General features: G+C 74.9%; 27 protein-coding genes. 16 read left to right on the top strand and 11 right to left on the bottom strand.

Features of this window, described 5'->3' with window-relative positions:
• Nucleotides 1-93: 93 nt before the first annotated feature.
• Nucleotides 94-486, bottom strand: coding sequence for a VOC family protein (locus VE546_RS09660; protein WP_324920686.1), 393 nt, complete (start codon nucleotides 484-486; stop codon nucleotides 94-96).
• 74 nt (nucleotides 487-560) lie between these two features.
• Here VE546_RS09660 and VE546_RS09655 point away from each other — a divergent pair, with 74 nt between their 5' ends.
• Nucleotides 561-1,172 carry a GNAT family N-acetyltransferase gene (locus VE546_RS09655; protein ID WP_324920684.1) on the top strand — a complete coding sequence of 204 codons (612 nt, stop codon included), beginning with the start codon at nucleotides 561-563 and terminating at the stop codon, nucleotides 1,170-1,172.
• Here VE546_RS09655 and VE546_RS09650 read toward each other — a convergent pair.
• Nucleotides 1,156-1,839: a glycerophosphodiester phosphodiesterase gene (locus tag VE546_RS09650; RefSeq protein WP_324920682.1), complete on the bottom strand. Its 684-nt coding sequence runs from the start codon at nucleotides 1,837-1,839 to the stop codon at nucleotides 1,156-1,158. The genes VE546_RS09655 and VE546_RS09650 overlap by 17 nt on opposite strands.
• 275 nt (nucleotides 1,840-2,114) lie before the next feature.
• On the opposite strand from VE546_RS09650, the gene VE546_RS09645 reads away from it, so the two are divergent.
• From VE546_RS09645 to VE546_RS09635, 3 genes are all read left to right on the top strand, one after another.
• On the top strand, nucleotides 2,115-3,527 hold the full coding sequence (locus VE546_RS09645) for a DUF6421 family protein (RefSeq protein ID WP_324920680.1): 1,413 nt from the start codon (nucleotides 2,115-2,117) through the stop codon (nucleotides 3,525-3,527).
• 62 nt (nucleotides 3,528-3,589) lie between these two features.
• Nucleotides 3,590-4,363: an SDR family oxidoreductase gene (locus VE546_RS09640; RefSeq protein ID WP_324920679.1), complete on the top strand. Its 774-nt coding sequence runs from the start codon at nucleotides 3,590-3,592 to the stop codon at nucleotides 4,361-4,363.
• Nucleotides 4,342-5,463, top strand: coding sequence for a threonine aldolase family protein (locus tag VE546_RS09635; RefSeq protein ID WP_414720439.1), 1,122 nt, complete (start codon nucleotides 4,342-4,344; stop codon nucleotides 5,461-5,463). The genes VE546_RS09640 and VE546_RS09635 overlap by 22 nt, the downstream gene beginning before the upstream one ends.
• A gap of 636 nt (nucleotides 5,464-6,099) precedes the next feature.
• On the opposite strand, the gene VE546_RS09630 is transcribed toward VE546_RS09635, so the two are convergent.
• Nucleotides 6,100-6,819 (bottom strand): lysophospholipid acyltransferase family protein, encoded by a 720-nt coding sequence (locus VE546_RS09630; RefSeq protein ID WP_324920676.1) that lies wholly within the window; start codon nucleotides 6,817-6,819, stop codon nucleotides 6,100-6,102.
• A gap of 398 nt (nucleotides 6,820-7,217) precedes the next feature.
• Here VE546_RS09630 and VE546_RS09625 point away from each other — a divergent pair, with 398 nt between their 5' ends.
• From VE546_RS09625 to VE546_RS09610, 4 genes are all read left to right on the top strand, one after another.
• Nucleotides 7,218-7,547, top strand: a complete 330-nt coding sequence (locus tag VE546_RS09625) for a TlpA family protein disulfide reductase (RefSeq protein WP_414720438.1) — start codon at nucleotides 7,218-7,220, stop codon at nucleotides 7,545-7,547.
• A 118-nt stretch (nucleotides 7,548-7,665) separates the two neighbouring features.
• Entirely contained in the window at nucleotides 7,666-8,196 is a 531-nt protein-coding gene (locus VE546_RS09620; RefSeq protein WP_324920672.1) for a flavin reductase family protein, read from the top strand.
• A gap of 177 nt (nucleotides 8,197-8,373) precedes the next feature.
• A complete protein-coding gene (locus VE546_RS09615) occupies nucleotides 8,374-9,159 on the top strand; it encodes an electron transfer flavoprotein subunit beta/FixA family protein (protein ID WP_324920670.1) in 786 nt (261 codons plus the stop codon).
• A gap of 61 nt (nucleotides 9,160-9,220) precedes the next feature.
• The gene (locus VE546_RS09610; RefSeq protein WP_324920668.1) at nucleotides 9,221-10,183 is read left to right on the top strand and encodes an electron transfer flavoprotein subunit alpha/FixB family protein; all 963 of its coding nucleotides are present in this window, start codon (nucleotides 9,221-9,223) and stop codon (nucleotides 10,181-10,183) included.
• A 106-nt stretch (nucleotides 10,184-10,289) separates the two neighbouring features.
• On the opposite strand, the gene VE546_RS09605 is transcribed toward VE546_RS09610, so the two are convergent.
• The 3 genes from VE546_RS09605 to VE546_RS09595 form a co-directional block, all read right to left on the bottom strand.
• Nucleotides 10,290-10,661, bottom strand: coding sequence for a MerR family transcriptional regulator (locus tag VE546_RS09605; RefSeq protein ID WP_324920763.1), 372 nt, complete (start codon nucleotides 10,659-10,661; stop codon nucleotides 10,290-10,292).
• Nucleotides 10,662-10,732: 71 nt separating this feature from the next.
• Complete coding sequence (locus tag VE546_RS09600; RefSeq protein ID WP_324920666.1) at nucleotides 10,733-11,518, bottom strand: SDR family oxidoreductase; 786 nt, start codon at nucleotides 11,516-11,518, stop codon at nucleotides 10,733-10,735.
• A 127-nt stretch (nucleotides 11,519-11,645) separates the two neighbouring features.
• Complete coding sequence (locus VE546_RS09595) at nucleotides 11,646-12,641, bottom strand: LacI family DNA-binding transcriptional regulator (RefSeq protein WP_324920761.1); 996 nt, start codon at nucleotides 12,639-12,641, stop codon at nucleotides 11,646-11,648.
• Nucleotides 12,642-12,836: 195 nt separating this feature from the next.
• On the opposite strand from VE546_RS09595, the gene VE546_RS09590 reads away from it, so the two are divergent.
• Nucleotides 12,837-13,778: an ROK family protein gene (locus VE546_RS09590; protein ID WP_324920664.1), complete on the top strand. Its 942-nt coding sequence runs from the start codon at nucleotides 12,837-12,839 to the stop codon at nucleotides 13,776-13,778.
• Between the two features lie 86 nt (nucleotides 13,779-13,864).
• On the top strand, nucleotides 13,865-14,902 hold the full coding sequence (locus tag VE546_RS09585; protein ID WP_324920662.1) for an NUDIX hydrolase: 1,038 nt from the start codon (nucleotides 13,865-13,867) through the stop codon (nucleotides 14,900-14,902).
• 98 nt (nucleotides 14,903-15,000) lie between these two features.
• On the opposite strand, the gene VE546_RS09580 is transcribed toward VE546_RS09585, so the two are convergent.
• Nucleotides 15,001-16,365 carry a dipeptidase gene (locus tag VE546_RS09580; RefSeq protein WP_324920661.1) on the bottom strand — a complete coding sequence of 455 codons (1,365 nt, stop codon included), beginning with the start codon at nucleotides 16,363-16,365 and terminating at the stop codon, nucleotides 15,001-15,003.
• 170 nt (nucleotides 16,366-16,535) lie between these two features.
• Here VE546_RS09580 and VE546_RS09575 point away from each other — a divergent pair, with 170 nt between their 5' ends.
• Nucleotides 16,536-17,744 (top strand): geranylgeranyl reductase family protein, encoded by a 1,209-nt coding sequence (locus VE546_RS09575; RefSeq protein WP_324920659.1) that lies wholly within the window; start codon nucleotides 16,536-16,538, stop codon nucleotides 17,742-17,744.
• A gap of 49 nt (nucleotides 17,745-17,793) precedes the next feature.
• Here VE546_RS09575 and VE546_RS09570 read toward each other — a convergent pair whose 3' ends face one another.
• Entirely contained in the window at nucleotides 17,794-18,261 is a 468-nt protein-coding gene (locus tag VE546_RS09570) for a nitroreductase family deazaflavin-dependent oxidoreductase (protein WP_324920657.1), read from the bottom strand.
• 134 nt (nucleotides 18,262-18,395) lie between these two features.
• Between VE546_RS09570 and VE546_RS09565 the strand changes: the two genes are divergently transcribed.
• Complete coding sequence (locus VE546_RS09565) at nucleotides 18,396-19,097, top strand: TetR/AcrR family transcriptional regulator (RefSeq protein WP_324920655.1); 702 nt, start codon at nucleotides 18,396-18,398, stop codon at nucleotides 19,095-19,097.
• A 153-nt stretch (nucleotides 19,098-19,250) separates the two neighbouring features.
• Here the strand turns inward: VE546_RS09565 and VE546_RS09560 are convergent, their stop codons facing one another.
• The gene (locus VE546_RS09560) at nucleotides 19,251-20,039 is read right to left on the bottom strand and encodes an AfsR/SARP family transcriptional regulator (RefSeq protein ID WP_324920653.1); all 789 of its coding nucleotides are present in this window, start codon (nucleotides 20,037-20,039) and stop codon (nucleotides 19,251-19,253) included.
• Between the two features lie 283 nt (nucleotides 20,040-20,322).
• Between VE546_RS09560 and VE546_RS09555 the strand changes: the two genes are divergently transcribed.
• Together VE546_RS09555 and VE546_RS09550 are read left to right on the top strand one after the other, a co-directional pair.
• The gene (locus VE546_RS09555) at nucleotides 20,323-21,564 is read left to right on the top strand and encodes a sensor histidine kinase (protein ID WP_324920651.1); all 1,242 of its coding nucleotides are present in this window, start codon (nucleotides 20,323-20,325) and stop codon (nucleotides 21,562-21,564) included.
• On the top strand, nucleotides 21,561-22,226 hold the full coding sequence (locus VE546_RS09550) for a response regulator transcription factor (protein ID WP_324920649.1): 666 nt from the start codon (nucleotides 21,561-21,563) through the stop codon (nucleotides 22,224-22,226). The genes VE546_RS09555 and VE546_RS09550 overlap by 4 nt, the downstream gene beginning before the upstream one ends.
• Before the next feature lie 124 nt (nucleotides 22,227-22,350).
• Here VE546_RS09550 and VE546_RS09545 read toward each other — a convergent pair whose 3' ends face one another.
• On the bottom strand, nucleotides 22,351-22,929 hold the full coding sequence (locus VE546_RS09545; protein WP_324920648.1) for a DinB family protein: 579 nt from the start codon (nucleotides 22,927-22,929) through the stop codon (nucleotides 22,351-22,353).
• Nucleotides 22,930-23,298: 369 nt separating this feature from the next.
• Complete coding sequence (locus tag VE546_RS09540; RefSeq protein WP_324920646.1) at nucleotides 23,299-23,688, bottom strand: VOC family protein; 390 nt, start codon at nucleotides 23,686-23,688, stop codon at nucleotides 23,299-23,301.
• A 198-nt stretch (nucleotides 23,689-23,886) separates the two neighbouring features.
• On the opposite strand from VE546_RS09540, the gene VE546_RS09535 reads away from it, so the two are divergent.
• Together VE546_RS09535 and VE546_RS09530 are read left to right on the top strand one after the other, a co-directional pair.
• Nucleotides 23,887-24,774: a LysR family transcriptional regulator gene (locus tag VE546_RS09535; protein WP_324920644.1), complete on the top strand. Its 888-nt coding sequence runs from the start codon at nucleotides 23,887-23,889 to the stop codon at nucleotides 24,772-24,774.
• 412 nt (nucleotides 24,775-25,186) lie between these two features.
• Nucleotides 25,187-26,419 (top strand): ROK family protein, encoded by a 1,233-nt coding sequence (locus VE546_RS09530; protein ID WP_324920642.1) that lies wholly within the window; start codon nucleotides 25,187-25,189, stop codon nucleotides 26,417-26,419.
• Nucleotides 26,420-26,491 lie beyond the last annotated feature (72 nt).

Genomic DNA, 26,491 nt, shown 5'->3' with positions numbered 1-26,491 from the left:
TCGTGCACGGGAGCGCGCGGAGGCACCGGGAGGCACCCGGGAGCGCGGCCGGAGCACTCAAGGGGCGGGGTCGGCCCGGAGGGACGGGCGCCCTCAGATGCCGGGCCGGTGGCGCAGCGGATGGTCCTCGGGGACCTCGACGAGGACGATCCGCACCCCGTCCGGGTCACTGATCCACATCTCCACCAGCCCCCACGGCTCCCGCACCGGCTCCCGCAGCACCTCCACCCCGCGGGCGGCCAGCTCCTCGCGGGCCGCGGCGACGTCGGCGACCTGGAGCCACAGCCGCAGCCCGGGGGCCGGCGGCTCCTCGGACCGGCCGGAGACCTCCAGGAAGCCGCCGCCGAGGAAGTAGACGGTCCCGCGCTCCGGCCCGGTGCCGAACTCCCGGTAGACGGCCAGGCCCAGGGCCTGGCCGTAGAAGGCCCGCGAACGCTCGGGGTCGGTGGGACGCAGCAGTATCCGGCTGCTCAGCACGTGCACCATGCGCGGAGCCTAGGCCCTGTCCGGCCGCGGGGGCGACAGGGCGGAGCACGCGGGGGCCGGTTAGGCTCGGCGCCATGGACGCCCCGGACACCGTGAACACCGCCGACGCACCGGACGGCACCGTGGCCCCCGCGCACGCTTCCGCGCCCGGGCTGCGCTTCCGGACCGCCGGCGAGGAGGACATCCCCGCGCTGGTCGCCCTGGTGGAGTCGGCGTACCGGGGGGAGGCCAGCCGGGCGGGCTGGACCACCGAGGCGGACCTGCTGGACGGACAGCGCACGGACCACCGGGGCGTCGCCGAGGTGATCGGGGCGCCCGGCAGCCGGATGCTGGTGGCCGAGCGGGACGGGGAGCCGGTCGCCTGCTGCCAGTTGGAGCGCCGCGGGAGCGGGGCGGGGGAGACCGTCGCGTACTTCGGGATGTTCGCCGTCCGGCCGACCCTCCAGGGCTCGGGCCTGGGCAGGGCCGTGCTGGCGGAGGCCGAGCGGCTGGTGCGGGCCGAGTGGGGGGCCCGCGAGATGCACATGACCGTGATCACCGCCCGCGAGGACCTGATCGCCTGGTACGAGCGGCGCGGTTACGTCCGCACCGGCCGCAGGAGCCCCTTCCCGTACGGCGACGAGCGCTTCGGCATCCCCAAGCGTCCCGACCTGGAGTTCGAACTGCTGGTCAAGCCCCTTCCCTGACCGCCCGCCTGACGTCCGGCAGGTCGGTGACGACCCCGTCCAGCCCCAGTTCGCGGACGCGGGCCAGGTCCTGGTCGGTGTTGACCGTCCAGGAGATCACCTTGATGCCCGCCGCGTGGCAGCGCTCCACCACGTCCGCGTCCAGCCACCGCAGCTCGCAGGAGACCATTCCCGCGCCCAGTTCCGCGGCGCGCTCCGGGGCGGTGGGGGTGGTCCTGCCGGTGACCAGGGCGATGGGGATGTCCGGCAGCAGCTTGCGGGTCTCGCGCAGGGCGTCGTCGTGGAACGAGATCACGGTGACCCGCTCGTGCAGCCCGCGCCGCTCGATGACCTCGGCGAGCACCCGGGCCGCGGCGCGGTCCTTGATCTCGGCCTGGAGCGGGGCGGAGACGGCGTCCACGACCTCCTCGAAGACCGGGATCCTCTCACCCTGCCCCGCGTCCAGTTCGCGCAGCTCGGCGAGGGTCATCCCGGCCACGGGGCCGGAGCCGTCGGTGGTGCGGTCCACGTCCGCGTCGTGCATCACCACCAGCGCGCCGTCCCGGCTCAGGTGGAGGTCCAGCTCGATGACGTCCAGGCCCTCGCGCTCGGCCCGGACGAAGGACCGCAGGGTGTTCTCCGGCTCGACACCCATCACTCCGCGGTGTCCGACGGTGAGCAGTGGCACGGCTCGTTCTCGCTTTCCTGCGGCGCCGACGGCGGTACGGACGGCGGTGCGGACGGTACGTACGCGCCGCAAGGTTAGCCGTGCGTGACCGCCGCCGGGGCGGCGGGGTACCGGGCCCCTCATTTGTGGTGTCCCTGCGGTTTCAGATGCCGAAAACAGGAAAAACATCGGTACTGGCGATGAGGGGCCGAAGGATTTCCTCACTCTCGGCTTGATCAGGGAAGTCTCCGCAGCTACGGTGCTGGTACGAGAGTTTCTCCTGTGGAGGGGTAGCTATGACGGAAATCCTTTCGCCCGCGACGACGGTGGGTGGTGTTCTGACTGCCGGCGGTCCGCACGCCGACCGCGTCGTGGACCACCCGGCCTGGGCGGTGCTCAAGGAGGCCGTCGAGGCCATCCGCCCGGCCCAGTCCAAGGACGGCTCCATCGACTTCGAGGCCGAGGGCGCCCCCTCCCGGGCCGAGATCGAGCGACAGCTCGACCGGGTCGTGGCCGCCGTCGAGGAGCTCTCCCCGCTGCTGCCGCACGACGAGGCGTACCACCGCGCGCTGGTGACCGACCTGCGCTGCTGGGCCGAGGGCGGCTTCGGCGTCCCGGACTTCCTGGACTCCCTGATGGCCTTCCACCCCGCCCGGCAGCGCGTCGACGGGCTCCAGCACCTCGTCGTCTTCCCGATGTACACGCAGAACGGCAACCCCGACCGCAACCTGGAGGCCGTCGTCCTGCGCGTGGTCTGGCCGGACTGGCTGGCCGAGCTGGAGCGCACCCGCTACGACAACCCGCTCTTCCTCGGCATCACCTTCGAGGACTTCACCGGCGGCTACGACACCCACTCCGCCGTCCTCTTCCCCGAGACCATCGCCGTGCGCGAGGTGCCCGAGCGGTTCACCTGGGGCGGCATCTTCTGCGACCGCGAGGCCGCCCGCTTCCGCCGCGTGATCGACGCCGCCTGCGAGGTCACCAGGCTGGAACTGCCCGAGGACGCCCGCGGACTGCTCACCGACCAGCACCGCGCCCAGCAGACCTTCGTGCTGTGGGACATGATCCACGACCGCACCCACAGCCACGGCGACCTGCCCTTCGACCCGTTCATGATCAAGCAGCGCCAGCCGTTCTGGATGTACGGCATCGAGGAGCTCCGCTGCGACCTCACCGCCTTCCACGAGGCCGTGAAGCTGGAGGAGGACGGCTACCCGCAGGGCCGCGACGTGCAGTACGCGGTGCTGCTGGAGCGCCTGTTCCGCTTCCCCGTCACCGGTGAGCGCAACCGCAACTACGACGGGCTGGGCGGCCAGTTGCTGTTCGCCTACCTCCACAAGCACGACGCCCTGCGCTGGCGGGACAACAAGCTCAGCATCGACTGGCAGCGGGCCCGCGAGGTGACCGGGCGGCTGCGCGAGGAGATCGAGACCCTCTACCGGGAGGGCATCGACCGCCCCAAGCTGGTCCACTGGTTCAAGGCGTACGAGCTGGTGTCGGCGTACCTCGCCCCGCACCCCGGCTCCACCTGGGCCAAGGGCCCCGACGCCCTCGACCTCAGCCTCCCGCCGCGCAAGCTGGTGGACGAGGTGCTGCCGGACGAGTTCCCGCTGAGCATGTTCTACGAGGCCCTCGCCAAGAAGCTGCGGAACGTGATCGCATCGACCAAGGGCATCACCGCCGGGTCCGCCACCCCGGTCGCGGCGTGAGCGCCGCCATCACGGGAAACCCGGAACGGCCGGGACCGCAGGGAGCAGGAGGGGCTAGCACCATGACCACCACGTCCAACAACGGCAACGGAGGCCCCCTGGACGGCGCCGTCGTCGCCGTGGCCGGCGCGGCGGGCCCGGCCGGGCAGGCCGCGCTGCTGAGCCTGGCCGAGAGGGGGGCCACGGTCGTGGCCGCCGACTACGACGCCGAACGGCTGGCCGCCGCCGTGGACCGGGCCCGCTTCGCGCACGGCGGCGCCACCGTCACCGGCGACATCATCGACCTGCTCGACCTGGACGCCACCCACGAGTGGGCCACCCGCATCGAGAAGGAGTACGGGCGGGTCGACGGCCTGGTGCACCTGGTGGGAGGCTGGCGGGGCTCGGCCGCCTTCGCCGAGACCGACCTGTCCCACTGGGACCTGCTGGAGAAGCTGCTGGTGCGGACCGTCCAGCACACCTCCCTGGCCTTCGAGGGCGCGCTGCGCCGCAGCGGCAAGGGCCGCTACGTGCTGATCAGCGCCTCCGGCGCCACCAAGCCCACCGCGGGCAACGCCGCCTACGCCGCCGCCAAGGCCGCCGCCGAGGCGTGGACCCTGGCGCTGGCCGACTCCTTCCGCAAGGCGGGCAAGGGGGCGGACGCCGGGCTCCCGGCCGCGGCTGTCATCCTGGTGGTCAAGGCGCTGGTCAACGACGCGATGCGGGCCGAGCGCCCGAATGCCAAGTTCGCGGGCTTCACCGACGTCAAGGAGCTGGCCGAGGCCATCGCCGGGGTCTGGGACGAGCCCGCCGAGGAAGTGAACGGACACCGCCTGTGGCTGACCCCGCAACCGTAGAGGCAACCGGAGACCCCACCGCAGGGGCCCATCCACCCGCGGCGACCGACGCCCGGCGCCGCCACGACCCCGGGGTGCGCGGCTTCGCCAGCGACAACTACGCGGGCGCGCACCCGGAGGTCCTGGCGGCGCTCGCGCTCGCCAACGGCGGCCACCAGACCGCCTACGGCGACGACGAGTACACCGCCCACCTCCAGGAGGTCTTCCGCGCCCACCTCGGGCCCGGGGCGGAGGCCTTCCCGGTCTTCAACGGCACCGGCGCCAACGTCGTCGCCCTCCAGGCGCTCACCGACCGCTGGGGAGCGGTGATCTGCGCCGACAGCGCCCACATCAACGTGGACGAGTGCGGCGCGCCCGAGCGGGTCGGCGGGCTGAAGCTGCTCACCGTCCCCGCCGAGCACGGCAAGCTCACCCCCGAGCTGATCGAGCGCGAGGCCTACGGCTGGGACGACGAGCACCGGGCGATGCCGCAGGTGGTCTCCATCACCCAGAACACCGAGCTGGGCACCGTCTACACCCCCGAGGAGATCCGGGCGATCTGCGAGCACGCCCACGAGCGCGGCATGAAGGTCCACCTCGACGGCGCCCGCATCGCCAACGCCGCCGCCTCGCTGGGGGTGCCCCTGCGGGAGTTCACCACGGACGCGGGCGTGGACGTGCTGTCCTTCGGCGGCACCAAGAACGGCCTGCTGTTCGGCGAGGCCGTCGTGGTGCTCAACCCCGGCGCGGTGCGGGCCATGAAGCACCTGCGCAAGCTGTCGATGCAGCTCGCGTCCAAGATGCGGTTCGTCTCGGTGCAGTTCGAGGCGCTGCTCGCCGGCGACCTGTGGCTGCGCAGCGCCTCCCACGCCAACGCCATGGCGCGGCGGCTCGCCGAGGGGGTGCGCACCGTCGACGGGGTGGAGATCCTCCATCCCGTCCAGGCCAACGCCGTCTTCGCCCGGCTCCCGCGCGACGTCGGCGAGCGGCTGCGCAAGCGCTACCGCTTCTACTTCTGGGACGAGGCGGCCGGCGTCGTGCGCTGGATGTGCTCCTTCGACACCACCGAGGAGGACGTGGACGGCTTCCTCGCCGCGCTCCGGGAGGAGATGGCGCGGTAGCAGTCGCCGGACCGGGACCGGCGGGGACCGGCGGGCCGCGGCGGAAAGGACCGGGCGGTCCGCCCGTGCCCCGGCCGGCCGGGGCACGGAGCCGATCCGGCAGGTCCCGGAGCCGTCCGCTCATCTCGCCGCCGACGAGGCCGTCGGTCACCGCGGCGGCCTCGCGCGCTGCGCCGGGGCCGCCTTCGGCGTCGTGCGCGGCCCCCTCCCGCACTCCTCCGACAGCGGCGACCCCCGGTGGCCCGGCGTCTCCGGTGTGCTCGCCACCCGCAACGGCATACGGCCACGCCAAGGCGCACGCACCGGCCGCCCTGCCGCACCACGAGGGCGTCCCGGCCGCCCTGCGCCACCGGCGCCCGGGCGTCCTGCACGGCCCGGTCGCCGTCGAACCGCCCGGCCGGCCCCGGGTCCGCCAGGACCCGCGCGGCGGCAAGCCCGGTGTGGACGCGCGCTTCTCCCCCGACGGGCGACGGGAACGGCTCGCCCGCACACCGGACCCGGCGGCGGGGGAGTACGGCGTCCCGGTGCGCTACGCCGCCCCGCCCGCGCCCGTCCTCGACGCCCCGCGGCGGGCCGCCGACCGGTCGGAGCCGGAGCGGCCGCTGCCCACCGGGGTGCGGGCGTACGGCCGGACCGTCACCGCATGCCGGCCTCGGCCGGCGCCGGGGCGGTGCCGCCCAGGTGCGCGGGGATCCACCAGGTGTCGTCCGGCCCCTTGGGGCGCACCGGATACGCCCGCTGCGCCGCCTCCAGCAACTCCTGCACGCGCTCGCGCAGCCGCTCGGTGACGCTCGCCACCGGCTCGCCCGCGGCGGCCCGCAGCGGCTCGCCCACGCGGATGGTGATGGGGAAGTGGTTGCGGCCGAAGTCCCGCTTGCGGCCCTTGGTCCACAGCCGCTGGGTGCCCCACAGCGCGACGGGCAGCAGCGGGACCCCCGCCTCCTGCGCCAGCCGGGCCGCACCCGACTTGAACCTCTTCAGGGTGAAGGTCTCCGAGATCGTCGCCTCCGGGAAGACGCCGACGATCTCACCCGAGCGCAGCGCCTTCAGCGCGTGCCGGTAGGCGTGCTCGCCCTGCGAGCGGTCCACCGGGATGTGCTTCATCGCGCGCATCAGCGGCCCGGAGATCCGGTGCCGGAAGACCGACTCCTTCGCCATGAAGCGCACCAGCCGCCGGGCGGGCCGGGCGGCCAGCCCGGCGAAGACGAAGTCGAGGTAGCCGATGTGGTTACTGGCCAGCACCGCGCCCCCGCGCCGCGGCACGTGCTCGGTGCCGTCGATGTCGAAGCGCAGGTCGAGTGCCTTGAACAGGGCGTGGGCGGCGCCGATGACGGGGGGGTACACGAGTTCTGCCATACAGGAGGACCCTTCCTTCCGATGAGCTGCCTGGGGAGGGTTCTCCCACCGGTCTACCCGAACCTACGCTGGCGTAACTTCCTTGGCCAGTACCGGGGACAGGAGATCCTCGTCACGTCGCGGCCGGACCGCCGCCCCGCCGGGGAAGGCCGCCGTGAGCACCCGGGCGCCGCCATCCCCGGCCGCCGCGCACCTCGGCCCCCGTACGCCGGGGTCCGCGACGTCCGCCGCCCAGGCATTCCGTACCGTGCCGGGGGAGGGCGGCCGGACGCGGGAATCGCCGGGGCGGCCGGGAGCGCTGTGGGAAGACGTTGTGGAAAGACGGTGCCGGCCGCCGCCGCGCAGGCGCCGGCCGGCACCCCCGGGTGCTGCGAGAACGGCGGGACGGAAGGACGACGGTGCGGGAACGGGACGTGCGGGAGCGGCTGACCGCCGAGGCGATCGGCGTGGGGGAACTGGGCGAGCGGGCCACGCTGGTGCAGTTCTCCAGCGCCTTCTGCCAGCCCTGCCGGGCCACCCGGCGCGTCCTGGCGGAGGTCTCCGGCATGGTCGAGGGCGTCGTCCACGTGGAGATCGACGCCGAGTCCCGGCTGGACCTGGTGCGGGCCCTGGGCATCGTGCGCACCCCCACCACCCTGGTGCTGGACGCGCGGGGCCGGATCGTACGGCGGGCGAGCGGCATGCCGCGCAAGGCCGACGTCATCGCCGCGCTCGGCGAGGCCGTGTGAGCCCCGGGAGTGCGGGCCGTGCCGGGACGCGCGTGACCCTGGTCCCATCTGCCCGGCCGAGCTTGACGGAGATCGCCGCATGTCGCCAGCCTGACACCGTGTGGTCAGGGGATCTCAGATGAGCGCGACGGGCACGCGGCGGGCACCGGACGTCACGGACGCCGGGCCGGCGCTGCTGCGCGCGGCCTTCCGGCGGCATGCCGCCGGGGTCGCCGTGATCACGGCCCACGGCCGCGGACGGCCCGCGGGCTTCACCGCGACCTCCCTGGCCTCCGTCGCCGCCGAGCCGCCGCTGCTCTCCTTCAACGTCGGCACCGCCTCCTCCACCTGGCCGGTGATCGCCGAGGCGGAGCACGTGGGGGTGCACGTCCTGGGCGAGCACCAGCGGGAGCTGGCCGCCGTCTTCGCCCGCCCCGGGGCCGACCGCTTCGCCCCGCCCACCCGCTGGCGCCGCGGCCCGCACGGGGTGCCGGTGCTGGAGGACGTGCCGGCCTGGCTGGTGTGCGAGGTCGTCGCCCGCGTCCCCGCCGGCGACCACCGGCTGGTCCTCGCCGAGGCGGTGGCCGGGGACGCCTCGGGGACCGGCCGCCCGCTGCTGTACCACGCGGGGCGCTTCAACGTCCTGAGCGAGGGCGCGGTGCCTCCCTGAGCCGTTGGCAACGTCACAGTTCACCGCCCTTGAAGACGGGGAACGGGGCGGTTGTACTGACGAGTAATATCCTGGCCGGAGAGCCGGCCCCACCGGACCGGAATCCGCCCGATCAGGCGCCTATGCTGCCTGTGAGACAAGGCAGCCAGTAATGACGACGCAAGTAGGAGAGCCGGCGTGAGCTTGAGGATCGTTGTCTGTGTGAAGTACGTGCCCGACGCCACCGGCGACCGGCACTTCGCCGACGACCTGACCGTCGACCGCGACGACGTGGACGGTCTGCTGTCGGAGCTCGACGAGTACGCCGTCGAGCAGGCGCTCCAGATCGCCGAGAACGCCGACGACGCGGAGGTCACCGTCCTGACCGTCGGCCCCGAGGACGCCCGCGACGCCCTGCGCAAGGCGCTGTCGATGGGCGCCGACAAGGCCGTGCACGTCGAGGACGACGACCTGCACGGCACCGACGTCATCGGCACCTCCCTGGTGCTGGCCAAGGCCATCGAGAAGACCGGCTACGACCTGGTCGTCTGCGGCATGGCCTCCACCGACGGCACCATGGGCGTGCTGCCGGCACTGCTGGCCGAGCGCCTGGGCGTGCCGCAGGTGACGCTGCTGTCCGAGGTCTCCGTGGCCGACGGCAAGGTCACCGGCCGCCGGGACGGCGACGCCGCGACCGAGCAGCTCGAGGCCTCGCTCCCCGCCGTGGTCTCCGTGACCGACCAGTCCGGTGAGGCGCGCTACCCCTCCTTCAAGGGCATCATGGCCGCCAAGAAGAAGCCGGTGGAGACCCTGGACCTGGACGACCTGGACATCGACGCGGACGAGGTCGGCCTGGAGGGCTCCTGGACCGCGGTCGACGAGGCCGCGGAGCGCCCGGCCCGCACCGCGGGCACGATCGTCAAGGACGAGGGCGAGGGCGGCAAGCAGCTCGCCGAGTTCCTCGCGGGCCAGAAGTTCATCTGAGCGGCCGGCCCGCCGCACCCCTCCTCACCCGCCCGCGCAATCCTCGCAGGAGAACAACCCCATGGCTGAAGTCCTTGTCTACGTCGACCACGTGGACGGCGCCGTCCGCAAGCCCACCCTCGAACTGCTGACCCTGGCCCGCCGCATCGGCGACCCGGTCGCCGTGCACCTGGGCCCCGGCGCCGACACCGCCGCCCCCGTGCTGGCCGAGCACGGCGCGGTGAAGGTGCTCGCCGCCGACGCGCCCGAGTTCGCCGACTACCTCGTCGTACCGAAGGTGGACGCGCTCCAGGCCGCCTACGAGGCGGTGTCCCCGGCCGCCGTCCTGATCCCCTCCTCCGCGGAGGGCAAGGAGATCGCGGCCCGCCTCGCGCTCCGCACCGGCTCGGGCATCATCACCGACGCCGTGGACCTGGAGGCCGGTGACGAGGGCCCGGTGGCGACCCAGTCGGTCTTCGCCGCCTCCTACACCACCAAGTCCCGCGTCACCAAGGGCACCCCGGTCATCACCGTCAAGCCCAACTCCGCCGCCCCGGAGGCCGCCCCGGCCGCGGGCACGGTCGAGCAGCTCTCGGTGACCTTCGGCGAGAAGTCCACCGGCACCAAGGTCGTCTCCCGCACCCCGCGCGAGTCGACCGGCCGCCCGGAGCTGACCGAGGCCGCGATCGTGGTCTCCGGCGGCCGCGGCGTCAACGGCGCCGAGAACTTCTCCCTCATCGAGGACCTGGCCGACTCGCTCGGCGCGGCCGTCGGCGCCTCGCGCGCCGCGGTGGACGCGGGCTGGTACCCGCACACCCACCAGGTCGGCCAGACCGGCAAGACCGTCTCGCCGCAGCTCTACGTCGCGGTGGGCATCTCCGGTGCCATCCAGCACCGGGCCGGCATGCAGACCTCGAAGACCATCGTGGCCGTCAACAAGGACCCCGAGGCCCCGATCTTCGACCTGGTCGACTACGGCGTCGTCGGCGACCTGTTCCAGGTCGTCCCGCAGCTCACCGAGGAGGTCAAGGCCCGCAAGGGCTGACCCGGACGCCCGCCGGAGGGCACGGCGAACGGACCGGGGCCGCGCGGTCGCACACGACCGCGCGGCCCCGGTCGCGTACGCGCCCCCTCCAGGCTTCCGGCCGGCCTCAGGCCACCGGGCGCACGCGGCCGCCGGCCGCCCGGCGCAGCGCGGCCGCCAGCCGGTCGCGGGCCTCGGTCTGGGCGGCGATGCGCCGGTCGAGGACCGCCAGCCGCTCCCGGGCGATCTCCAGCCCCCGCTCGGAGGGCGGCGCCGTGGCCACGTCCCCGTCCAGGCACGGCGCGAACGCCCGCACGTCCTCCAGGGTGAGTCCGGCGTCCAGCAGGTGGCGGATGTTGCGGACGCGCACCACCGCCCGCTCGTCGTAGACCCGGTAGCCGTTGGGGGCCCGCCCGGAGGGGAGCAGGCCCGCCTGCTCGTAGTGCCGCAGCGCGCGGGGCGTCGTCCCCGTCGCCTTCGCCAGCTCGCCGATCCGCATCCGCACCACCTCCCCGACCACACCTATCACGGCCGGTACGACCGGCATGACCGGTACGGCCGCCGGGGCCGTCATGCCACCACCGCCCCGCCGTCGACGGAGAGCACCGCCCCGGTGACGAAGGACGCCTCCGGGGCCGCGAGCCGGGTGATCGCCCAGGCCACCTCCTCCGGGCGGCCGATCCGCCCCAGCGGGGTGTGCGCGAGCTGCCACTCCCGCACCTCGGCCTGCTGCTCCGGCGTCAGCCCACGGTGCTCGCCGATCGGGGTGTCGACCGCGCCCGGCGCCACCGCGACGACCCGGACGCCGCGGGGCGCCAGCTCGACGGCCCAGCTACGGGTCAGCAGCTCCAGCGCGGCCTTGGTCGCCGCGTAGAGCGCGTTGCCCGGCCAGCCGCGCTGCCCCACCGCCGTGCTGATGTTGACGATCACGCCGCCGGAGGTCTCCAGGGCGGGCAGCGCGGCCTGGGCCAGCAGGACCGGCGCGACCAGATTGGTGGCGAGCAGGGGTTCGATCTCCTCCGGCGTGTGGGTGCCGAGGGGGCCGCCGCGCACGATGGCGGCGTTGTTGACCAGGACGTCCAGCCGTCCGTGCGCCTCCACCGCCGCACGGACGACGCGTTCCGGTCCGTCCCCGGCGGTGATGTCGGCGGCCAGCGGGGTGATGCCGGGGTGGCCGGCCGCCGTCTCCTCCAGCGGTGCGGGGCGCCGCCCCACCGCGACCACGTGCGCGCCCCCGGCCGCGAAGGCGCGGGCGGTGGCCCGGCCGATGCCGGTCCCGGCCCCGGTGACGACGACGGTCCTGCCGTGCCGTGTGCTCCGCCGTGCGGTGCTGTCGTCGGTGCTGTTGTCGTCCATGGCGACAGCGTCCAACCCTGCCGCCTGCGGCAGGGTCAAGCGGCGGTCGGCAGACGGGCGGCTGGACGGGCCGGCGGCCGGGCGGGCCGCCCGGTGCGCCCCTGGCGTCCGGCGCCTCCGGCCGCGGTCAGGAGTGCGGCGGGATCTCCCCCGAGCCGCGCCGGATCAGCCGGGTGGGCAGCTCCACGCGCCGCGGCGCGTCGTCGGCGCCCTCCAGCCGCCTGAAGAGCAGTTCGGCCGCCTTGCGGCCCAGCAGCGCGGGCTCCTGGGCTATGACGGTGACCGGCGGGGTCAGCAGGTCGGCCAGTTCGAAGTCGTCGAACCCCACCAGCGCGACCCGCTGCGGCCGCCCGGCCAGCACCCGCACCACGGTGACGGTCACCCGGTTGTTGCCGGTCAGGAGCGCGGTGACCGGCCCCGCCGGCCCGCTCCCCGCCAGCATGCGCTCGGCGTCGGCCCGTACCCGCCCGGGGTCGGTCGGGCCGAGCGCGATCCAGGACTCGTCCACCGGCAGTCCGGCCTCGGCCATCGCGGCGCGGTAGCCGCGCAGGCGCTCGGCGGCGGTGTGGATGCGCGGCAGGTCGCCGATGAAGCCGATCCGCCGGTGGCCGTGGGCGATGAGGTGGGCGACGCCCTCGCGCGCGCCCTCGAAGCTCTGGGAGAGCACCGCGTCGGCCTCGATGCGCGCGGCGGGACGGTCCACGAAGACGGTGGCGACGCCGGCGGCGATCTCCGGCTCCAGGTAGCGGTGGTCGTCGCCGGCCGGGATGATGACCAGGCCGTCCACGCGCCGGGCGCACAGGGCGAGCACCAGCTCCCGTTCCCGCTCGCGGTCCTCGGCGCTGGACCCGTTGATCAGCAGCGCGCCGTGCGCCCGGGCGACCTCCTCGACGGCGCGGCTGAGCGGGGCGTAGAAGGGGTCGGCGAGGTCCTCCAGGACCAGCCCGATGCTGGAGGTGCGGCCCTTGCGCAGGATGCGGGCGCTGTCGTTGCGGCGGAAGCCCAGCGCGGTGATGGCCTCCCGCACCCGGCGCTCGGTGTCGGGCGTGACACCGGGTTCGCCGTTGACCACCCGGGAGACGGTCTTGAGGCCGACCCCGGCACGGGCGGCCACGTCCTTCATCGTGGGGCGCAGCCCGTAGCGGCGCTGGGTGGGGCGGGCGGGGCGGGCGGTGTCGGCCACTGCGGTCCTGTCCTGTCGTCGGCGGTGACACGGTCACGCGTCGCCGATGCTGCGGGCGACCCGGATGACGCAGAAGCATAGGGCCTGGCGAAGGGAGTGGACAACGTTGTCAAGCATGGGTGAGACTTGCCGCTCATGGACCAGGATCTTCTCGCCGCCCTCGACATCGGCGGCACCAAAATCGCGGGTGCGCTGGTGGCCGACGACGGCAGGCTGCTGCTGCGGACCCAACGGCCGACCCCGTCCCGGGAGCCGGGCGAGCGCGTGATGCGCGCGGTCACCGAGGTGCTCGACGAGCTGCGGGCGGCCGCCGAGTGGCCGCGCGTCGCGGCCGTGGGGATCGGCAGCGCCGGGCCGGTGGACGCCCAGCGGGGCACGGTGAGCCCGGTCAACATCCCCGGCTGGCGTGACTACCCGCTGGTGGACGGGGTGCGTGAGACGGTCGGGGAGCTGCCGGTGAACCTGGTCGGCGACGGCGTCGCGATCACCGCCGCCGAGCACTGGCAGGGCGCGGCCCGCGGCCGGGACAACGCCCTGTGCATGGTCGTCTCCACCGGAGTGGGCGGCGGACTGGTCCTGGGGGGCCGGCTGCACCCCGGGCCGACCGGCAACGCCGGGCACATCGGCCACATCAGCGTGGACCTCGACGGCGAGCCGTGCCCCTGCGGGGCGCGCGGCTGCGTGGAGGTCATCGCCAGCGGTCCCAACATCGCCCGCCGGGCCCTGGAGAACGGCTGGCGGCCCGGGCCGGACGGCGACGCCAGCGCCGCCGCGGTCGCCGCCGCCGCACGGGCGGGCGACCCGGTGGCCACGGCCTCCTTCGAGCGTGCCGCGCGGGCGCTGGCGGCCGGGATCGCCGCGACCGCGACCCTGGTCGAGGTCGAGATCGCGGTGATCGGCGGGGGAGTGGCCCAGGCGGGCGAGGTGCTGTTCGCGCCGCTGCGCCGCATGCTGGAGGAGTACGCCACGCTCTCCTTCGTCCGGGGACTGGAGGTCGTCCCGGCCGGTACGGGCACGGACGCGGGTCTCGTGGGGGCCGCGGCGGCCTGCCGGGAGGCGCTGGGCCGCCCTCTGTGACGGTGTGCGACACCAGGGACGGGCGCGCGTTTCCGGGGCGGGGTGGAGCGGGCAAGTGAACCGGGGGCGACGGAGGAGGGGGAACCGTGATCGTCTGGCTGAACGGCGCCTTGGGTGCGGGCAAGACCGCTGTGGCCCGCGAACTGGTCGAGTTGCTTCCGAAGAGCACCTTCTTCGATCCCGGACTGGTCGCCCACGGACTGCGCATGATCCTGCCGCGGGAGCGGCTGGCCGATGTGCCGTGCTACCAGGACCTGCCCGCCTGGCGGCGGCTGGTGGTGGAGACGGCCGCCGCCCTCCACGGCGAGGTGGGCGGCACCCTGGTGGCGCCCGTGACGCTGCTGCGGCAGGAGTACCGCGACGAGATCTTCGGCGGACTGGCCGCCCGCCGCATCCCCGTGCGCCATGTGCTCCTCGACGCTGACGAAACGATCCTCCGCGCACGGATCGCCCGGCGCGGGGAGAGGTCGGAAGACGACGGGGCGGACGCGGCGGCGCGCGCCGGATGCCTGGAGCACCTCCCCGAGTACCGGCGGGCGCTGCCCTGGCTCCGGGCCGACGCCCACACCGTCGACACCTCCTCCCTCACCCCCCGGCAGACCGCCGAACGGGTGGCGGAGGCGATACGCGCCGGGGCCGGAGCGTGCGACATCGTGCAGACCCCGGAACCGACCGCGGAGACCGTGGCGGCCGGGGTCCTGCTGTTCGACGAGGAGGACCGGGTGCTGCTGGTCGACCCGACCTACAAGCCCGGCTGGGAGTTCCCCGGGGGCGTCGTCGAACCCGGCGAGCCGCCCGCCCGCGCCGGGGTGCGCGAGGTGGCGGAGGAACTGGGCCTGCGGCTGGACACCGGGCTCCGGCTGCTCGTCATCGACTGGGAGCCGCCCAGCCCGCCCGGCTACGGCGGCCTGCGGCTCCTGTTCGACGGGGGCCTGCTGACCACCGCCGCCGCCCGCGACCTGCTGCTGCCCGGCGCGGAACTGCGCGGCTGGCGCTTCGTCACCGAGGACGAGGCGGCCGGACTGCTGCCCCCGGTGCGGATGGACCGGCTGCGCTGGGCGCTGCGGGCCCGGGAACGGGGCACCACGCTCAACCTGGAGGCGGGCACACCGGTCGGCGCATGACGCCTGCATGACACCCGCGGGACACCCGCGCGGCGCCGTCCGCCGGGTGGTGCACCGGCCCCGGTGCACCACCCCGTGGGACGGCGGGCCCTCCGGCCTCAGCCGCGCCCGGCGGCCTCGGCGTACCCGCGCAGGAACAGCGCCTCGGCGGTCGCCAGCCGTCGCAGCTCATCGGGCGAGACGCTCTCGTTGACGGCGTGGATCTGCGCCTCCGGCTCGCTCAGGCCGATCAGCAGGATCTCCGCCTCGGGGTAGAGCGCGGCCAGGGTGTTGCACAGCGGGATCGAGCCGCCCTCCCCGGCTATCTCCATCTCGGCGCCGTCGTACGCCTCGCGCAGCGCCTCGGCCATCACGGTGTACGCCGGGCTGGTGGTGTCCGCGCGGAACGGCTGGCCCTGGCCCACCTGCTCCACGCGCACCCGGGCGCCCCAGGGGACGTGGGACTCCAGGTGGGCGGTGAGCAGCTTGGTGGCCTCGGCGGCGTCCGTGCCCGGCGGGACCCGCAGGCTGACCAGCGCCCGCGCGCTGGCCTGCACCGACGGGGTGGCGCCGACGACCGGCGGGCAGTCGATGCCGAGCACGGTGACGGCCGGACGGGCCCAGATCCGGTCGGCGACGGTGCCGGAGCCGATCAGCTCCACCCCGTGGAGCACCTTGGCGTCCGTCCGGAAGTCCTCCTCGGAGTACTGCAGCCCCTCCCAGGAGGCGTCCGCCGGCAGCCCGTCGACGGCCGTCGAGCCGTCCTCGGCGCGCAGCGAGTCCAGGGTGCGGATCAGCGCGGCGAGCGCGTCCGGGGCGGCACCGCCGAACTGCCCGGAGTGCAGATTGCCCTCCAGGGTGTCCACCTGCACCGTCACCATGGTCATCCCGCGCAGCGTCGCGGTGACGGTCGGGCGCCCGAGGCGGAAGTTGCCGGTGTCCCCGATGACGATGGTGTCGGCGGCCAGCAGCTCCGGGTGCTCCTCGGCGTAGCGCTCCAGACCTCCCGTGCCCTGCTCCTCCGACCCCTCGACGATCATCTTGACGCCGACCGGCACCCCGCCGTGGGCCTTGAGCGCGCGCAGTGCGAGCAGGTGCATGATGAAGCCGCCCTTGCAGTCGGCGGCGCCGCGCCCGTACCACCGCCCGTCGCGCTCGGTCAGCGTGAACGGCGGGGACAGCCAGGCCGCCTCGTCCAGCGGCGGCTGCACGTCGTAGTGGGCGTAGAGCAGCACGGTCGGCGCGCCGGCCGGGCCGGGCAGGAAGCCGTACACCGACTGGCTGCCGTCGGGGGTGTCCAGCAGTGCCACGTCCTGGAAGCCCTCGGCCCGCAGCGCGTCCGCCACCCACCGGGCCGCCGCCTCGCACTCGGCCGGCGGGAACTGCGCGGGGTCGGCCACCGACTTGAAGGCCACCAGCTCGGCGAGCTCGGTGCGGGCCTGGGGCATCAGCGAGGCGACGGTGGCTGCCAGTGCTTGCGCCATGGGAACGCTCCTTCGCGGTACTGCGTTGTGCGCCTGGGAACGGGGTCACCGGACGGACAGGCGGACACGTGCGGATACGTGGTGCCGATACTCCCACAGAGAATCCGGGCGCCCGCGGGTCCTAGGATGCGGCGGTAACCGGAAGCGGCAGAGCGGGAGCGGTAGCACACGTGGACAGCGAGAACGCCGAGGGTACGGGCCGGCAGAACCCGGTGTGGGACGTCGTGGTGGTCGGTGCGGGGCCGGCCGGGGCCTCCGCGGCGTACGCCGCGGCCGTCGCCGGACGCCGGGTCCTGCTGCTGGAGAAGGCCGAACTGCCCCGGTACAAGACCTGCGGCGGCGGCATCATCGGCCCGTCCCGGGACGCCCTGCCGCCCGGCTTCGAACTCCCGCTGCGCGACCGGGTGTACGCGGTGACCTTCTCGCTGAACGGCAGGTTCGCCCGTACCCGCCGCTCCCGGACCATGCTGTTCGGGCTGGTCAACCGGCCCGAGTTCGACCAGGCCCTGGTGGAGTCCGCCCGGAAGGCGGGGGCGGAGCTGTGGACGGGCGTCACCGTCACCCGCGTCGAGCAGCACGGCCCGTCCGTCCCGGACCGGCGCACCGTCGCCGTGGTGCTGGCCGACGGCCGGATCGTGCTGGCCCGTGCCGTGGTCGGGGCCGACGGCAGCGCCAGCCGGATAGGAGCCCATGTCGGGGTGAAGGTCGATCAGGTCGACCTGGGGCTGGAGGCCGAGATCCCGGTGCCGCCGTCGGTGGCCGAGGACTGGGCGGGCCGGGTCCTCGTCGACTGGGGGCCGCTGCCCGGCAGTTACGGCTGGGTGTTCCCCAAGGGCGACACGCTCACGGTCGGGGTGATCTCCGCCCGCGGCGAGGGCGCCGCCACCAAGCGCTACCTGGAGGACTTCATCGCCCGCCTCGGGCTGGCCGGTTTCGAGCCCGCGATCTCCTCCGGGCACCTCACCCGCTGCCGTTCGGCGGACTCCCCGCTCTCCCGGGGCCGGGTCCTGGTCTGCGGCGACGCCGCCGGGCTGCTGGAGCCCTGGACGCGCGAGGGCATCTCCTTCGCCCTGCGCTCCGGGCGCCTGGCGGGGGAGTGGGCGGTGCGGATCGCCGAGGCGCACGACGCGGTGGACGCCCGTCGCCAGGCCCTCAACTACGCCTTCGCCGTCAAGTCGGGCCTGGGCGTGGAGATGGGGGTGGGCAGCCGGATGCACGCGGTCTTCGCCCACCGTCCGGGGCTGCTGCACGCGGCGCTCACCGGCTTCCGCCCCGCCTGGAACGCCTTCGCGAAGATCACGCGGGGGACGACCAGCCTCGGCGAGCTCGTCCGCACCCACCCCCTGGCCCGGCGGGCCCTGGAGGCGATGGACCGCTGAACGGCGGCCCGGTACGGGGACGGGCCCGGCGGGCGGCCCCGCCCGCCGCTCACCCCTCCGGGTCGATCCGGAAGACGGGGTGCCGGCCGGCCACGGCCAGCAGCTCCTCGTCGGTGGACCTCTTGTCGACCCCTTCGAAGAACATCCCCGTCTCCCACTGCCACTTCTCCAGATAGGCCCGCAGCACCGGCGGCTTCTCGCCGTCCGGCAGCTCCACGGCCGTGAACCGCTCCACGCGCTTGCCGATCCGCAGCTCGCCGGAGCCGGCCGCCCGCAGGTTGCGCACCCACTGCGTGTGACCGCGCGGCGCGACGAGGTAGCGCGCGCCCCGGAGCGCCAGCGGGTTGACCGGGGTGGTGCGCCACTGGCCGCTCGTACGCCCCCGCACCGCCAGCATCCGGGCCCCGGCGGGGCTGATGCCCCGGCCGAGCAGCCAGCCCATCACCCGGTTGTTGACGAGCCGGGTGAGTGCCCCGGCCTCCTTGTAGTGGGGCCGTTCGCCCGTGGGTCCGCTCATGTCGTCCGCCTCCTGCCGATCCCGAGGGCGAGAGCACTGCTCTCGCATGAGATCAGTGTTGCACGGTCGTCCTCGCCGGGCAAGAGCAGTGCTCTCGTATCGTTCTGCTGCTCCGGAAATGGCACACTGGTCCCATGAGTGCGATCCGAGGGGTCAGGGAACGGGCCCGCGCCGAGATCACCGCGGCCATCAAGGACGAGGCGCGCAGACAGCTCGCCGAGGAGGGCGCCGCCAGACTCTCCCTGCGCGCGGTCGCCCGCGAGCTGGGCATGGTCTCCTCCGCGCTCTACCGCTACTTCCCCAGCCGCGACGACCTGCTGACCGCCCTGATCGTCGACGCCTACGACGCCATCGGCGCCGCCGCCGAGCGCGCCCTGGCCGCGGCGGACCGGGACGGGCCCGTCGCCCGCTGGCGCGCCGTCTGCCGGGCCGCGCGCCAGTGGGCCCTGGCCCACCCGCACGAGTACGCGCTGATCTACGGCTCGCCCGTCCCCGGCTACTCCGCCCCCCGGACCACCGTCGCCCCCGCCTCACGCGTCGGCCTGGCCCTGATCACCGTCGTGCGCGACGCCCGTGCGGCGGGCGTCCTGCGCGAGTCCGCCGCCGGCGCGGCCGTGTCCCCGGCCGTGGCCGAGGACGCCGACCGCCTGATGGAACAGCTCGGCCTCGACCTGCCCGCCCCGGTGACGACGGCGCTCGTCGCGGCCTGGGCCGAGCTGTTCGGCCTGATCGGCTTCGAGGTCTTCGGCCAGTTCAACCGGCTGGTCGAGGCCCGTGAGGAGTTCTTCGACCACGCCGTCATCCGCCTGGCCGAAGCCGTCGGACTGACGGACTGACGGACTGACGGACGAAAGCGGGGCCCGCGGCGCCCCCGGACGGCCGGCTGCCCGCCGGGACGCCCGGCCGTCACGAGCCCCCGGCCCGCCGTCAGCGGGACGGGGAGCCGGGCGGCACCGCGGGCCCGTCATCATGACAGCGTCACGGCGGCGTCACGACGCCAGCGCCGACTCCGGCAGCAGCGAGGGGTCCTGACGCAGGATCCGCTCGTACAGGTCCCGCAGCGCCGGGCCGGGGTCCGAGCCCATCTCCTCCGCGAGCCGCCGCCGCGCCTCCTCGTACGCCAGCAGCGCCTCGGAGGGCCGCCCGCTGCGGTACAGGGCCAGCATCAGCAGTCCCACCAGCCGCTCCCGCAGGGGGTGTTCCGCCACCTGCCGCGCCAGCTCGTGGACGCACTCGTGGTAGCGGCCCAGTTCCAGATCGCCCTCCAGCCGCGTCTCCAGCACCATCAGCCGCTTCTCCGCCCAGCGGCGCCGCTCCCCGGCCAGGTACGGGCCGGTGAGCCCTTCGGCGAACTCGCCGCGCCACAGCTCCTCCGCCTCCCGGGCCAGTGCCCCGGCCCGGCGCAGATCGCCCGACTCGCGCGCGGCCAGCGCCGCGCGCAGCAGCGTCCGGCGCTCCGCCAGGTCGTCGATCGTCGCGTTCTCCAGGCGGTAGCCGCTGCCGGTCCACACCAGCTCCGGCGCCGAGCAGCCCCCGCCCACCGACGCGAAGGCCCGGCGCAGGCCGGAGACGTACTTCTGCGCCAGATTCCGCACGTGCGACGGCGGTTCGCCGCCCCAGACCGCGCTCACCAGCGCGTCGTACGACATCGGCCGCCCCTCCTGGAGCAGCAGGACGGCAAGCACCGCCCGCTGCCGGGGCGGTCCCAGCGGCACTTCGGTCCCGTTGTGCAAGGCGCGCAGCGGACCGAGTAGTTCGAATCGCAGACCCTCAGCCATGTGCCCTCCCTCGCTGCCCTATGAGCCTACGTCCTGAACGGCGTTCCAGTGGATCTTCCAGCGGAAGGCCGCGGTCCGCGTGAGCGTGGCCGCGCCGGCACCGCGTACGGAAGGAGCACGCGCCGATGGCACGGGGGCGTGCGCCGGGCGCACGGGGCAGCGGGGAGGACGGGGCCGCCCGGGCCTGGGGAAGCCCGGGGAGGGACGTACTCCACTGGTAGTACGTGCGGGCACCGCGCGGGGCGGACGCCCGGTGCGCCCTCCCCGGTCTAGCGTTGTCCGCATGAGCGACAGGACCACCGCCGCGTGCGGCAGCGGCCCGCCCCGGCGGCGTGCGGCGGGCCCGTACGCCCCGGGGCGGCTGCCGTGGGCCTCCTCGCTCGCGCTGGCCGCCGTCCAGCTCGTCGGCTCGCACTTCGCCGCCCACGGGCAGGCGGGGACGCGGGTCCCGCTCGACCCGTTCGCCCTGCTGCTGCTCGTGGCGGGCCCCGCCCTGCTGGTGGCGCGCCACCGCCGGCCGAGGCTCGCCGCGTTCGGCACCGCGGCCGTCGCGCTGGTCTACCTGGGCGCCGGATACCCCTACGGGCCGGTCTTCCTCAGCGTCGTCGCCGGCTGCTTCGCCGCCGTCGTCACCGGCCACCGGCACGCGGCGCAGGCCGCGCTGGCGATGCTGTGGACCGGTCACCTGCTGGTCGGCCACTGGCTGTACCGCCGGCTGCCGCCGCCCGGCGACCCGCCGTCGGACTGGGGCCGGGACCTGTTCATCGCGGCCTGGATGGTGGCCGCGCTCGCCGTCTCCGAACTCGTCCGGATCCGGCGCGAGCAGCGGGCCCGGGAGGAGGCCGAGCGGGAGGCCGCCGAACGCCGCCGGGCGGGGGAGGAGCGGCTGCGGATCGCCCGCGAGCTGCACGACGTGCTCGCCCACAGCATCTCGGTGATCAATGTGCAGGCCGGGGTCGGACTGGCCCTGCTCGACTCCGACCCCGAGCAGGCCCGTACCGCCCTGACCAGCATCAAGACGACCAGCAAGGAAGCGCTGGGCGAGGTGCGCCAGCTCCTGGACACCCTGCGCGCGCCGGGCGACGCGCCCCGCGCCCCCGCGCCGGGCCTGGACCGGCTGCCGGAGCTGGCCGAGCAGGCGGCCCGGGCGGGACTGCGGGTGGAGACCCGGACCGAGGGCACCCCGGTGGCGCTGCCGCCCGGCGCGGACCTGGCGGCCTTCCGGATCGTCCAGGAGGCGCTGACCAACGTCGTACGGCACTCCGGGGCCCGGCTGGCCCGGGTGCGGCTGCGCTACGGCCCCGGGGAGCTGGAGATCCGCGTCGACGACGACGGCCCGGCGACCGGGAACGGGCCGACCGGCGGCGGGAACGGCCTGGTGGGCATGCGCGAGCGCGCCGCCGCGCTCGGCGGTACGGTCGAGGCCGGTCCGCGCGGCGACGGCGGTTTCCGTGTCCTGGCCCGCCTGCCGCTGCGTTCCGGGCGGACCGGAGCGGCCGACGAACCGGACGGGGAGGCACCGTGATCCGCGTACTGCTCGCCGACGACCAGATGCTGGTCCGCGCGGGCTTCCGGGCCCTGCTCGACGCCCAGGAGGACATCGAGGTCGTGGGGGAGGCCGCGGACGGCGAACGGGCCCTGGCCCTGGTCCGGAAGCTCCGCCCCGACCTGGTCCTGATGGACATCCGGATGCCGCTGCTCGACGGTCTGGCCGCCACCCGCCGGATCACCGGGGACCCGGAACTGGAAGCGGTGAGGGTGGTCATGCTGACCACCTTCGAGCTGGACGAGTACGTCTTCGAGGCGATCCGCTCCGGCGCCTCCGGCTTCCTGGTCAAGGACACCGAGCCCGAGGAGCTGATCCGGGCGGTGCGGGCCGTCACGGCCGGCGACGCGCTGCTGTCGCCGGGGGTGACGCGGCGGCTGATCGCGGAGTTCGCGGCCCGCTCCAGGGAGCCCGCGTCCGCCGGTGACCTGGAGCGGCTGACCGAGCGCGAGCGCGAGGTGATGGCGCTGGTGGGCATCGGCCTGTCCAACGACGAGATCGCCCGCCGCCTGGTGGTCTCCCCGCTCACCGTGAAGACGCACGTCAGCCGCGCCATGGTGAAGCTGGGCGTCCGTGACCGCGCCCAGCTCGTCGTCATGGCCTACGAGACGGGTCTGGTCCGTCCCGGCTGGCTGGGCTGACCCCGCTGCGGGCTTCCGGCCGCGGGTTCCCGGTCCGCCGCGGGCGAGGAGCGGTCCGGCCGGGAGGAAGGCCAGGGCCGGCCGCGTCGCGTCGCGCTCCGGGCCGGTGCGCCGGGTGCGCCGGTCACTGGCCGACCCGGCCGTCGATCCGCTCACGCAGCAGGTCGGCGTGGCCGCAGTGCCGCGCGTACTCCGCGATCTGCGCCACCAGGATGTCGCGGAGCTGCACATCCCCACCGGGGCGGGTGCCGAGGTCGGCGAAGCCGGCGATGAACCGGTCGGTCAGTTCCGCCTCGGCCCGCCACTGACACCAGGCGTCCTCCACGACCGCCGGATCGGCGATCGCGCCGTTCCAGTCGCCGTCGCGGTCCTCGGGGGTGCGGTAGATCCTGGGCAGGTCCTCGCCGGCCGTCCGGCGAAAGTGCCGTTCGCCCTCGGCCAGGTGCCGTACCAGCCCGAGCAGGGACATCGTCGACGGTGGTACGGAGCGCCGGGCCATCTGTTCGGCGTCCAGGCCCGCGCACTTCATCTCCATGGTGAGGCGGTGATGGCGCAGGCCGTCGAGCAGCGTGCCGCGTTCATCGAACGTCTCGACGTCGGTCTCGCGCGGGTCGTCGTCCGGGTCGGCCCACATGTCGGGGTGGACGGTGGAGAGCGTCCACCGGGTCACCGCCGCTTCGTCGTTGTGCTCGCCTGGGTCCATCCGCGCATTGTCGTGGGCGCCGGCACCGTCCGCCACCGGATACCGCGTCAGCCGTCGGCGGGCCGACCGTTTTCCGTCCCCGCGGCGTCCACTCGCCCCGGCTCCTCGCCGCGTGGGCAAACCGACCACGTGCCGCAACGGCTCCTGGAATCCACCGCGCTGTCGGTTGGTTCGGGACCTTTCCGCCTCGCCCCGCTGATCGTCCGGCCGGCGGGGGCGGGCCCGGCGGCCCGGTCGACGGCGTGGTTCACGTCGGCGGCGGGCACGGTGCGGGCGGCCGGATGCGGCGGGCACGTACGGGGTGTTCGGACGCACCGCGGCCGGGACGGGGGCCAGGGGGTGCCCGGTGGGGTGCCGTGGGGGTGGTCCTCAGGCGTCCTGCGGATACCAGCGCAGCTCCACGGTGTTGCCGTCCGGGTCCTGCACGTACAGGGAGACCCCGGTGCCCCGGGCGCCGAAGCGCTCGCCGGGACCGTCCAGCACCGTGAAGACGCCGGAGTCGATGACCTGCTGCCAGTCCAGCGGCTCGACCACCAGGCAGAGGTGGTCGACGTTGGCGCCCGCCGGCCGATCGGCGGGCGCTTTGACGAGGTCGATGAGGGTGGTGGGGCTCACCCGCACGGACGGAAAGGGTGCCCGACCGGCCCGCCACTCCTCCACCCGCACCGGCCGCAGCCCCAGGGGGCCGGTGTAGAAGGCCAGCGAGCGCTCGATGTCGGCGACGTTCAGGACCAGGTGGTCGAAGGCGGTCACGCGCATGGGTGTCTCCGCGGGGTCGGGGCGCCGGGGGCGCCGGTGGCGGTACGGCGGGGTTGGCTGCTCCGGGCCTCGCCGGTCCGGGGCGGTGGCCGGTCGCCGACCGCTGTGGCCTGCCCCTGACGCCAAGCATCGCCGCGCAGGCATCCATCGGTCCAACGCATCTTTGTCATCCGATCCATCGTGTCCCACGATGGATCGATGGATCTCCAGCAGATGCGCTACGTCCTCGCGGTGGCGGAGACCGCGAGCTTCACCCGCGCCGCCGAGCGGTGCCACGTCGTCCAGTCCGCGCTCAGCCACCAGGTGGCCCGGCTGGAGAGGGAACTGGGCGCCCGGCTGTTCGAGCGGACCAGCCGCCGGGTGCGGCTGACCACCGCCGGAGAGGCGTTCCTGCCCGCCGCCCGCCAGGCCCTGGAAGCGGCCGAGCGGGCCCGGGCGGAGGTGGCGGCGGCCACCGGCGAGATCCGGGGCGGACTGACCGTCGGATCGATCCCCACCGTGGCGGCCGTCGATCTCCCGGCGGTGCTCCGGGACTACCGCCTGCGCCACCCCCAGGTCCGGATCCGGCTGCGGACGGGCTCCAGCGAGCAGCTCGTCGAGCAGGTGCGCGACGGCCGGCTGGACGCGGCGTTCCTCGGCGTACCGCCCGGCTTCCGGCCGCAGGGCGTCCGGGACAGGGAGCTGGCCCACGGCCGGCATGTCGCGGTGGTCGCCCCGGACCACCCGCTGGCCACCGAACACCAGGTGGACCTCCGCCGCCTGGCCGACGAGGTGTTCGTGGACTTCGCCGAGGGCAGCGCCGCCCGCGCCCAGTCGGACCGGGCGTTCGCCGCGGCCGGCCTGCGGCGCGAGGTCGCCTTCGAGGTCTCCGGCGTCGAGTTGATGGTCCGGATGGTCCGCCATGGCCTGGGCATCGCCCTGCTGCCCGCCACGTTCGCCGCCGGTCTGCACGGACTGCGGCGGGTGCCGATCACCGACGGGCCGGTACGGGTGGAGCACCTGGTCTGGAGCCGGTTCCCCCCGTCACCGGCGGCCGCCGCCTTCCTTGCGCTGCTGGGCGTCGGCGGGCCGTCCCCGGACGCATGACCGTCCGGAGGGGCCGGCGGGTCGCCACCGCCGCCGCAGCCGGAGGAGAATGCCGTTGGTCACGGTACGGCCGGTGCCGCCACGTCCCCCCTCCTCTCCCCGGGATGGCCGCCCACGTCTGCCTGACCGTCCTGCGCGCCCGTGGACCGGGCGCCGGGAGCGCGGAAACGGAACCTCTCCGCCCACCGGCCCGAGCCCGGCGGAGCCCCGGCGTCCGGCCGCCCGCCTCACCGGCCGCCGACCCGTACCCGTACCCTTGCCCGTCAACCACGTCCCGCGCTGGTCGTACGGGCGCCGCCGGCGCCGGTACCGGGCCCTTTCCGGGCTCCGGAACGGGAACGGCGGGACGGGTGCCGGGCCGCCAGGGGTGACCAGGCTTTGTTTGGCAGTGATACAAAGCCAGAATGGAACCGTGACCCCGACGCGTACAACAAAGCTGGAGAGAGGCCGCGGTGCCCTCGGCCCGGCGCTGGAACTCGTGCACACCGGGCGCGCGCCCACCCGCGCCGTGCTCACCGCCGAACTCGGTGTGACCCGGGCGACCGCGGGGGCCGTGGCCGCCGAGCTGGAGGCGCTCGGGCTGATCACCGTCGACTCCCGGCCCGCCGTCGCCGCCGGTTCCCAGGGCCGGCCCTCCCACCGGCTCTCGGTCAACCCCGACGGCCCGGTCGTGTTCGCCGCCCAGGTGCACGCCGACGGCTTCCGCGCCGCGCTCGTCGGGCTCGGCGGCCGGATCGTCGCCACCGCGCCCGTCGCCATGACCGTGGAGGCCGACCCCGCCCAGGTCCTCACCGAGGTCGTGAACGTCGGGGCCCGTCTGCTGCGCGAGACCGGGCGGCGCTGCCTGGGCGCCGGCCTGGCCGTGCCCTCCGCGGTCGCCGAGCCCGAGGGCACCGCCCTCAACCCGCTGCACCTGGCCTGGCCCCCGGGCGTGCCCGTGCGCGAGATCTTCACCCGGTGCCTGGCCGAGGCCCGCATCCCCGGCCCGTCCGGCGACGCCCCCGCGACCGGCCACGCCGCCAACGACATCAACCTCGTCGCCCTGGCCGAGCACCGCCACGGCGCCGGCCGCGGCTCCCGCGACCTGCTGTGCGTGGCCACCGGGCACCGCGGTGTCGGCGGCGCGCTGGTCCTCGACGGCCGCCTCCACACCGGCAGTTCGGGGCTGGCCCTGGAGGTCGGCCACCTGACCGTGGACCCGGACGGCAGGCCCTGCCACTGCGGCGGGCGGGGCTGCCTGGACGTGGAGACCGATCCGCTGGCCTTCCTGGAGGCCGCCGGCCGCGAGCCGGGGCCGGAGACCGGCATGCTCCGGCGGGCCCTCGACCTGCTCCGCACGGAGTACGCCACCGATCCGGCCGTGCGCGACGCCGCCCACCTCCTCATCGACCGGCTCGGCCTCGGCCTGGCCGGGCTGGTGAACATCCTCGCCCCGGACCGGATCATCCTCGGCGGACTCCACAGCGCCCTGCTGGAGGCGGACGCGGAACGGCTGCACGCCGTCATAGCGGACCGCAGTCTGTGGGGACGCAGCGGCAGGGTGCCGGTGCTGGCCTGCGAGCTGGAGCACAGCAGCCTGGTCGGCGCCGCGGAACTGGCCTGGCAGCCCGTGCTGGACGACCCGATGGCGGCGCTGTCGGCCTGAGCCCCGGGCGGCCCGTGCGGCTCCCGCGGCGGGGGCCGCCCTACTCCCCGGGGAGCAGGCGCGGAGCCGACG

Source organism: Streptomyces sp. (assembly GCF_035644915.1).
Classification (GTDB): domain Bacteria; phylum Actinomycetota; class Actinomycetes; order Streptomycetales; family Streptomycetaceae; genus Streptomyces.
Note: the sequence above shows the minus strand (reverse complement) of the source record. Positions and strands in the feature narration are given on the sequence as shown.

Excerpts from the sequence above, each read along its gene's own strand:
- VE546_RS09660 (WP_324920686.1), bottom strand. The coding sequence starts at position 486 with ATGGTGCACGTGCTGAGCAGCCGGATACTGCTGCGTCCCACCGACCCC.
- VE546_RS09655 (WP_324920684.1), top strand. The coding sequence starts at position 561 with ATGGACGCCCCGGACACCGTGAACACCGCCGACGCACCGGACGGCACC.
- VE546_RS09645 (WP_324920680.1), top strand. The coding sequence starts at position 2,115 with ATGACGGAAATCCTTTCGCCCGCGACGACGGTGGGTGGTGTTCTGACT.
- VE546_RS09640 (WP_324920679.1), top strand. The coding sequence starts at position 3,590 with ATGACCACCACGTCCAACAACGGCAACGGAGGCCCCCTGGACGGCGCC.
- VE546_RS09630 (WP_324920676.1), bottom strand. The coding sequence starts at position 6,819 with ATGGCAGAACTCGTGTACCCCCCCGTCATCGGCGCCGCCCACGCCCTG.
- VE546_RS09620 (WP_324920672.1), top strand. The coding sequence starts at position 7,666 with ATGAGCGCGACGGGCACGCGGCGGGCACCGGACGTCACGGACGCCGGG.
- VE546_RS09610 (WP_324920668.1), top strand. The coding sequence starts at position 9,221 with ATGGCTGAAGTCCTTGTCTACGTCGACCACGTGGACGGCGCCGTCCGC.
- VE546_RS09605 (WP_324920763.1), bottom strand. The coding sequence starts at position 10,661 with ATGCGGATCGGCGAGCTGGCGAAGGCGACGGGGACGACGCCCCGCGCG.
- VE546_RS09600 (WP_324920666.1), bottom strand. The coding sequence starts at position 11,518 with ATGGACGACAACAGCACCGACGACAGCACCGCACGGCGGAGCACACGG.
- VE546_RS09595 (WP_324920761.1), bottom strand. The coding sequence starts at position 12,641 with ATGAAGGACGTGGCCGCCCGTGCCGGGGTCGGCCTCAAGACCGTCTCC.
- VE546_RS09590 (WP_324920664.1), top strand. The coding sequence starts at position 12,837 with ATGGACCAGGATCTTCTCGCCGCCCTCGACATCGGCGGCACCAAAATC.
- VE546_RS09580 (WP_324920661.1), bottom strand. The coding sequence starts at position 16,365 with ATGGCGCAAGCACTGGCAGCCACCGTCGCCTCGCTGATGCCCCAGGCC.
- VE546_RS09570 (WP_324920657.1), bottom strand. The coding sequence starts at position 18,261 with ATGAGCGGACCCACGGGCGAACGGCCCCACTACAAGGAGGCCGGGGCA.
- VE546_RS09565 (WP_324920655.1), top strand. The coding sequence starts at position 18,396 with ATGAGTGCGATCCGAGGGGTCAGGGAACGGGCCCGCGCCGAGATCACC.
- VE546_RS09560 (WP_324920653.1), bottom strand. The coding sequence starts at position 20,039 with ATGGCTGAGGGTCTGCGATTCGAACTACTCGGTCCGCTGCGCGCCTTG.
- VE546_RS09555 (WP_324920651.1), top strand. The coding sequence starts at position 20,323 with ATGAGCGACAGGACCACCGCCGCGTGCGGCAGCGGCCCGCCCCGGCGG.
- VE546_RS09545 (WP_324920648.1), bottom strand. The coding sequence starts at position 22,929 with ATGGACCCAGGCGAGCACAACGACGAAGCGGCGGTGACCCGGTGGACG.
- VE546_RS09540 (WP_324920646.1), bottom strand. The coding sequence starts at position 23,688 with ATGCGCGTGACCGCCTTCGACCACCTGGTCCTGAACGTCGCCGACATC.
- VE546_RS09535 (WP_324920644.1), top strand. The coding sequence starts at position 23,887 with ATGGATCTCCAGCAGATGCGCTACGTCCTCGCGGTGGCGGAGACCGCG.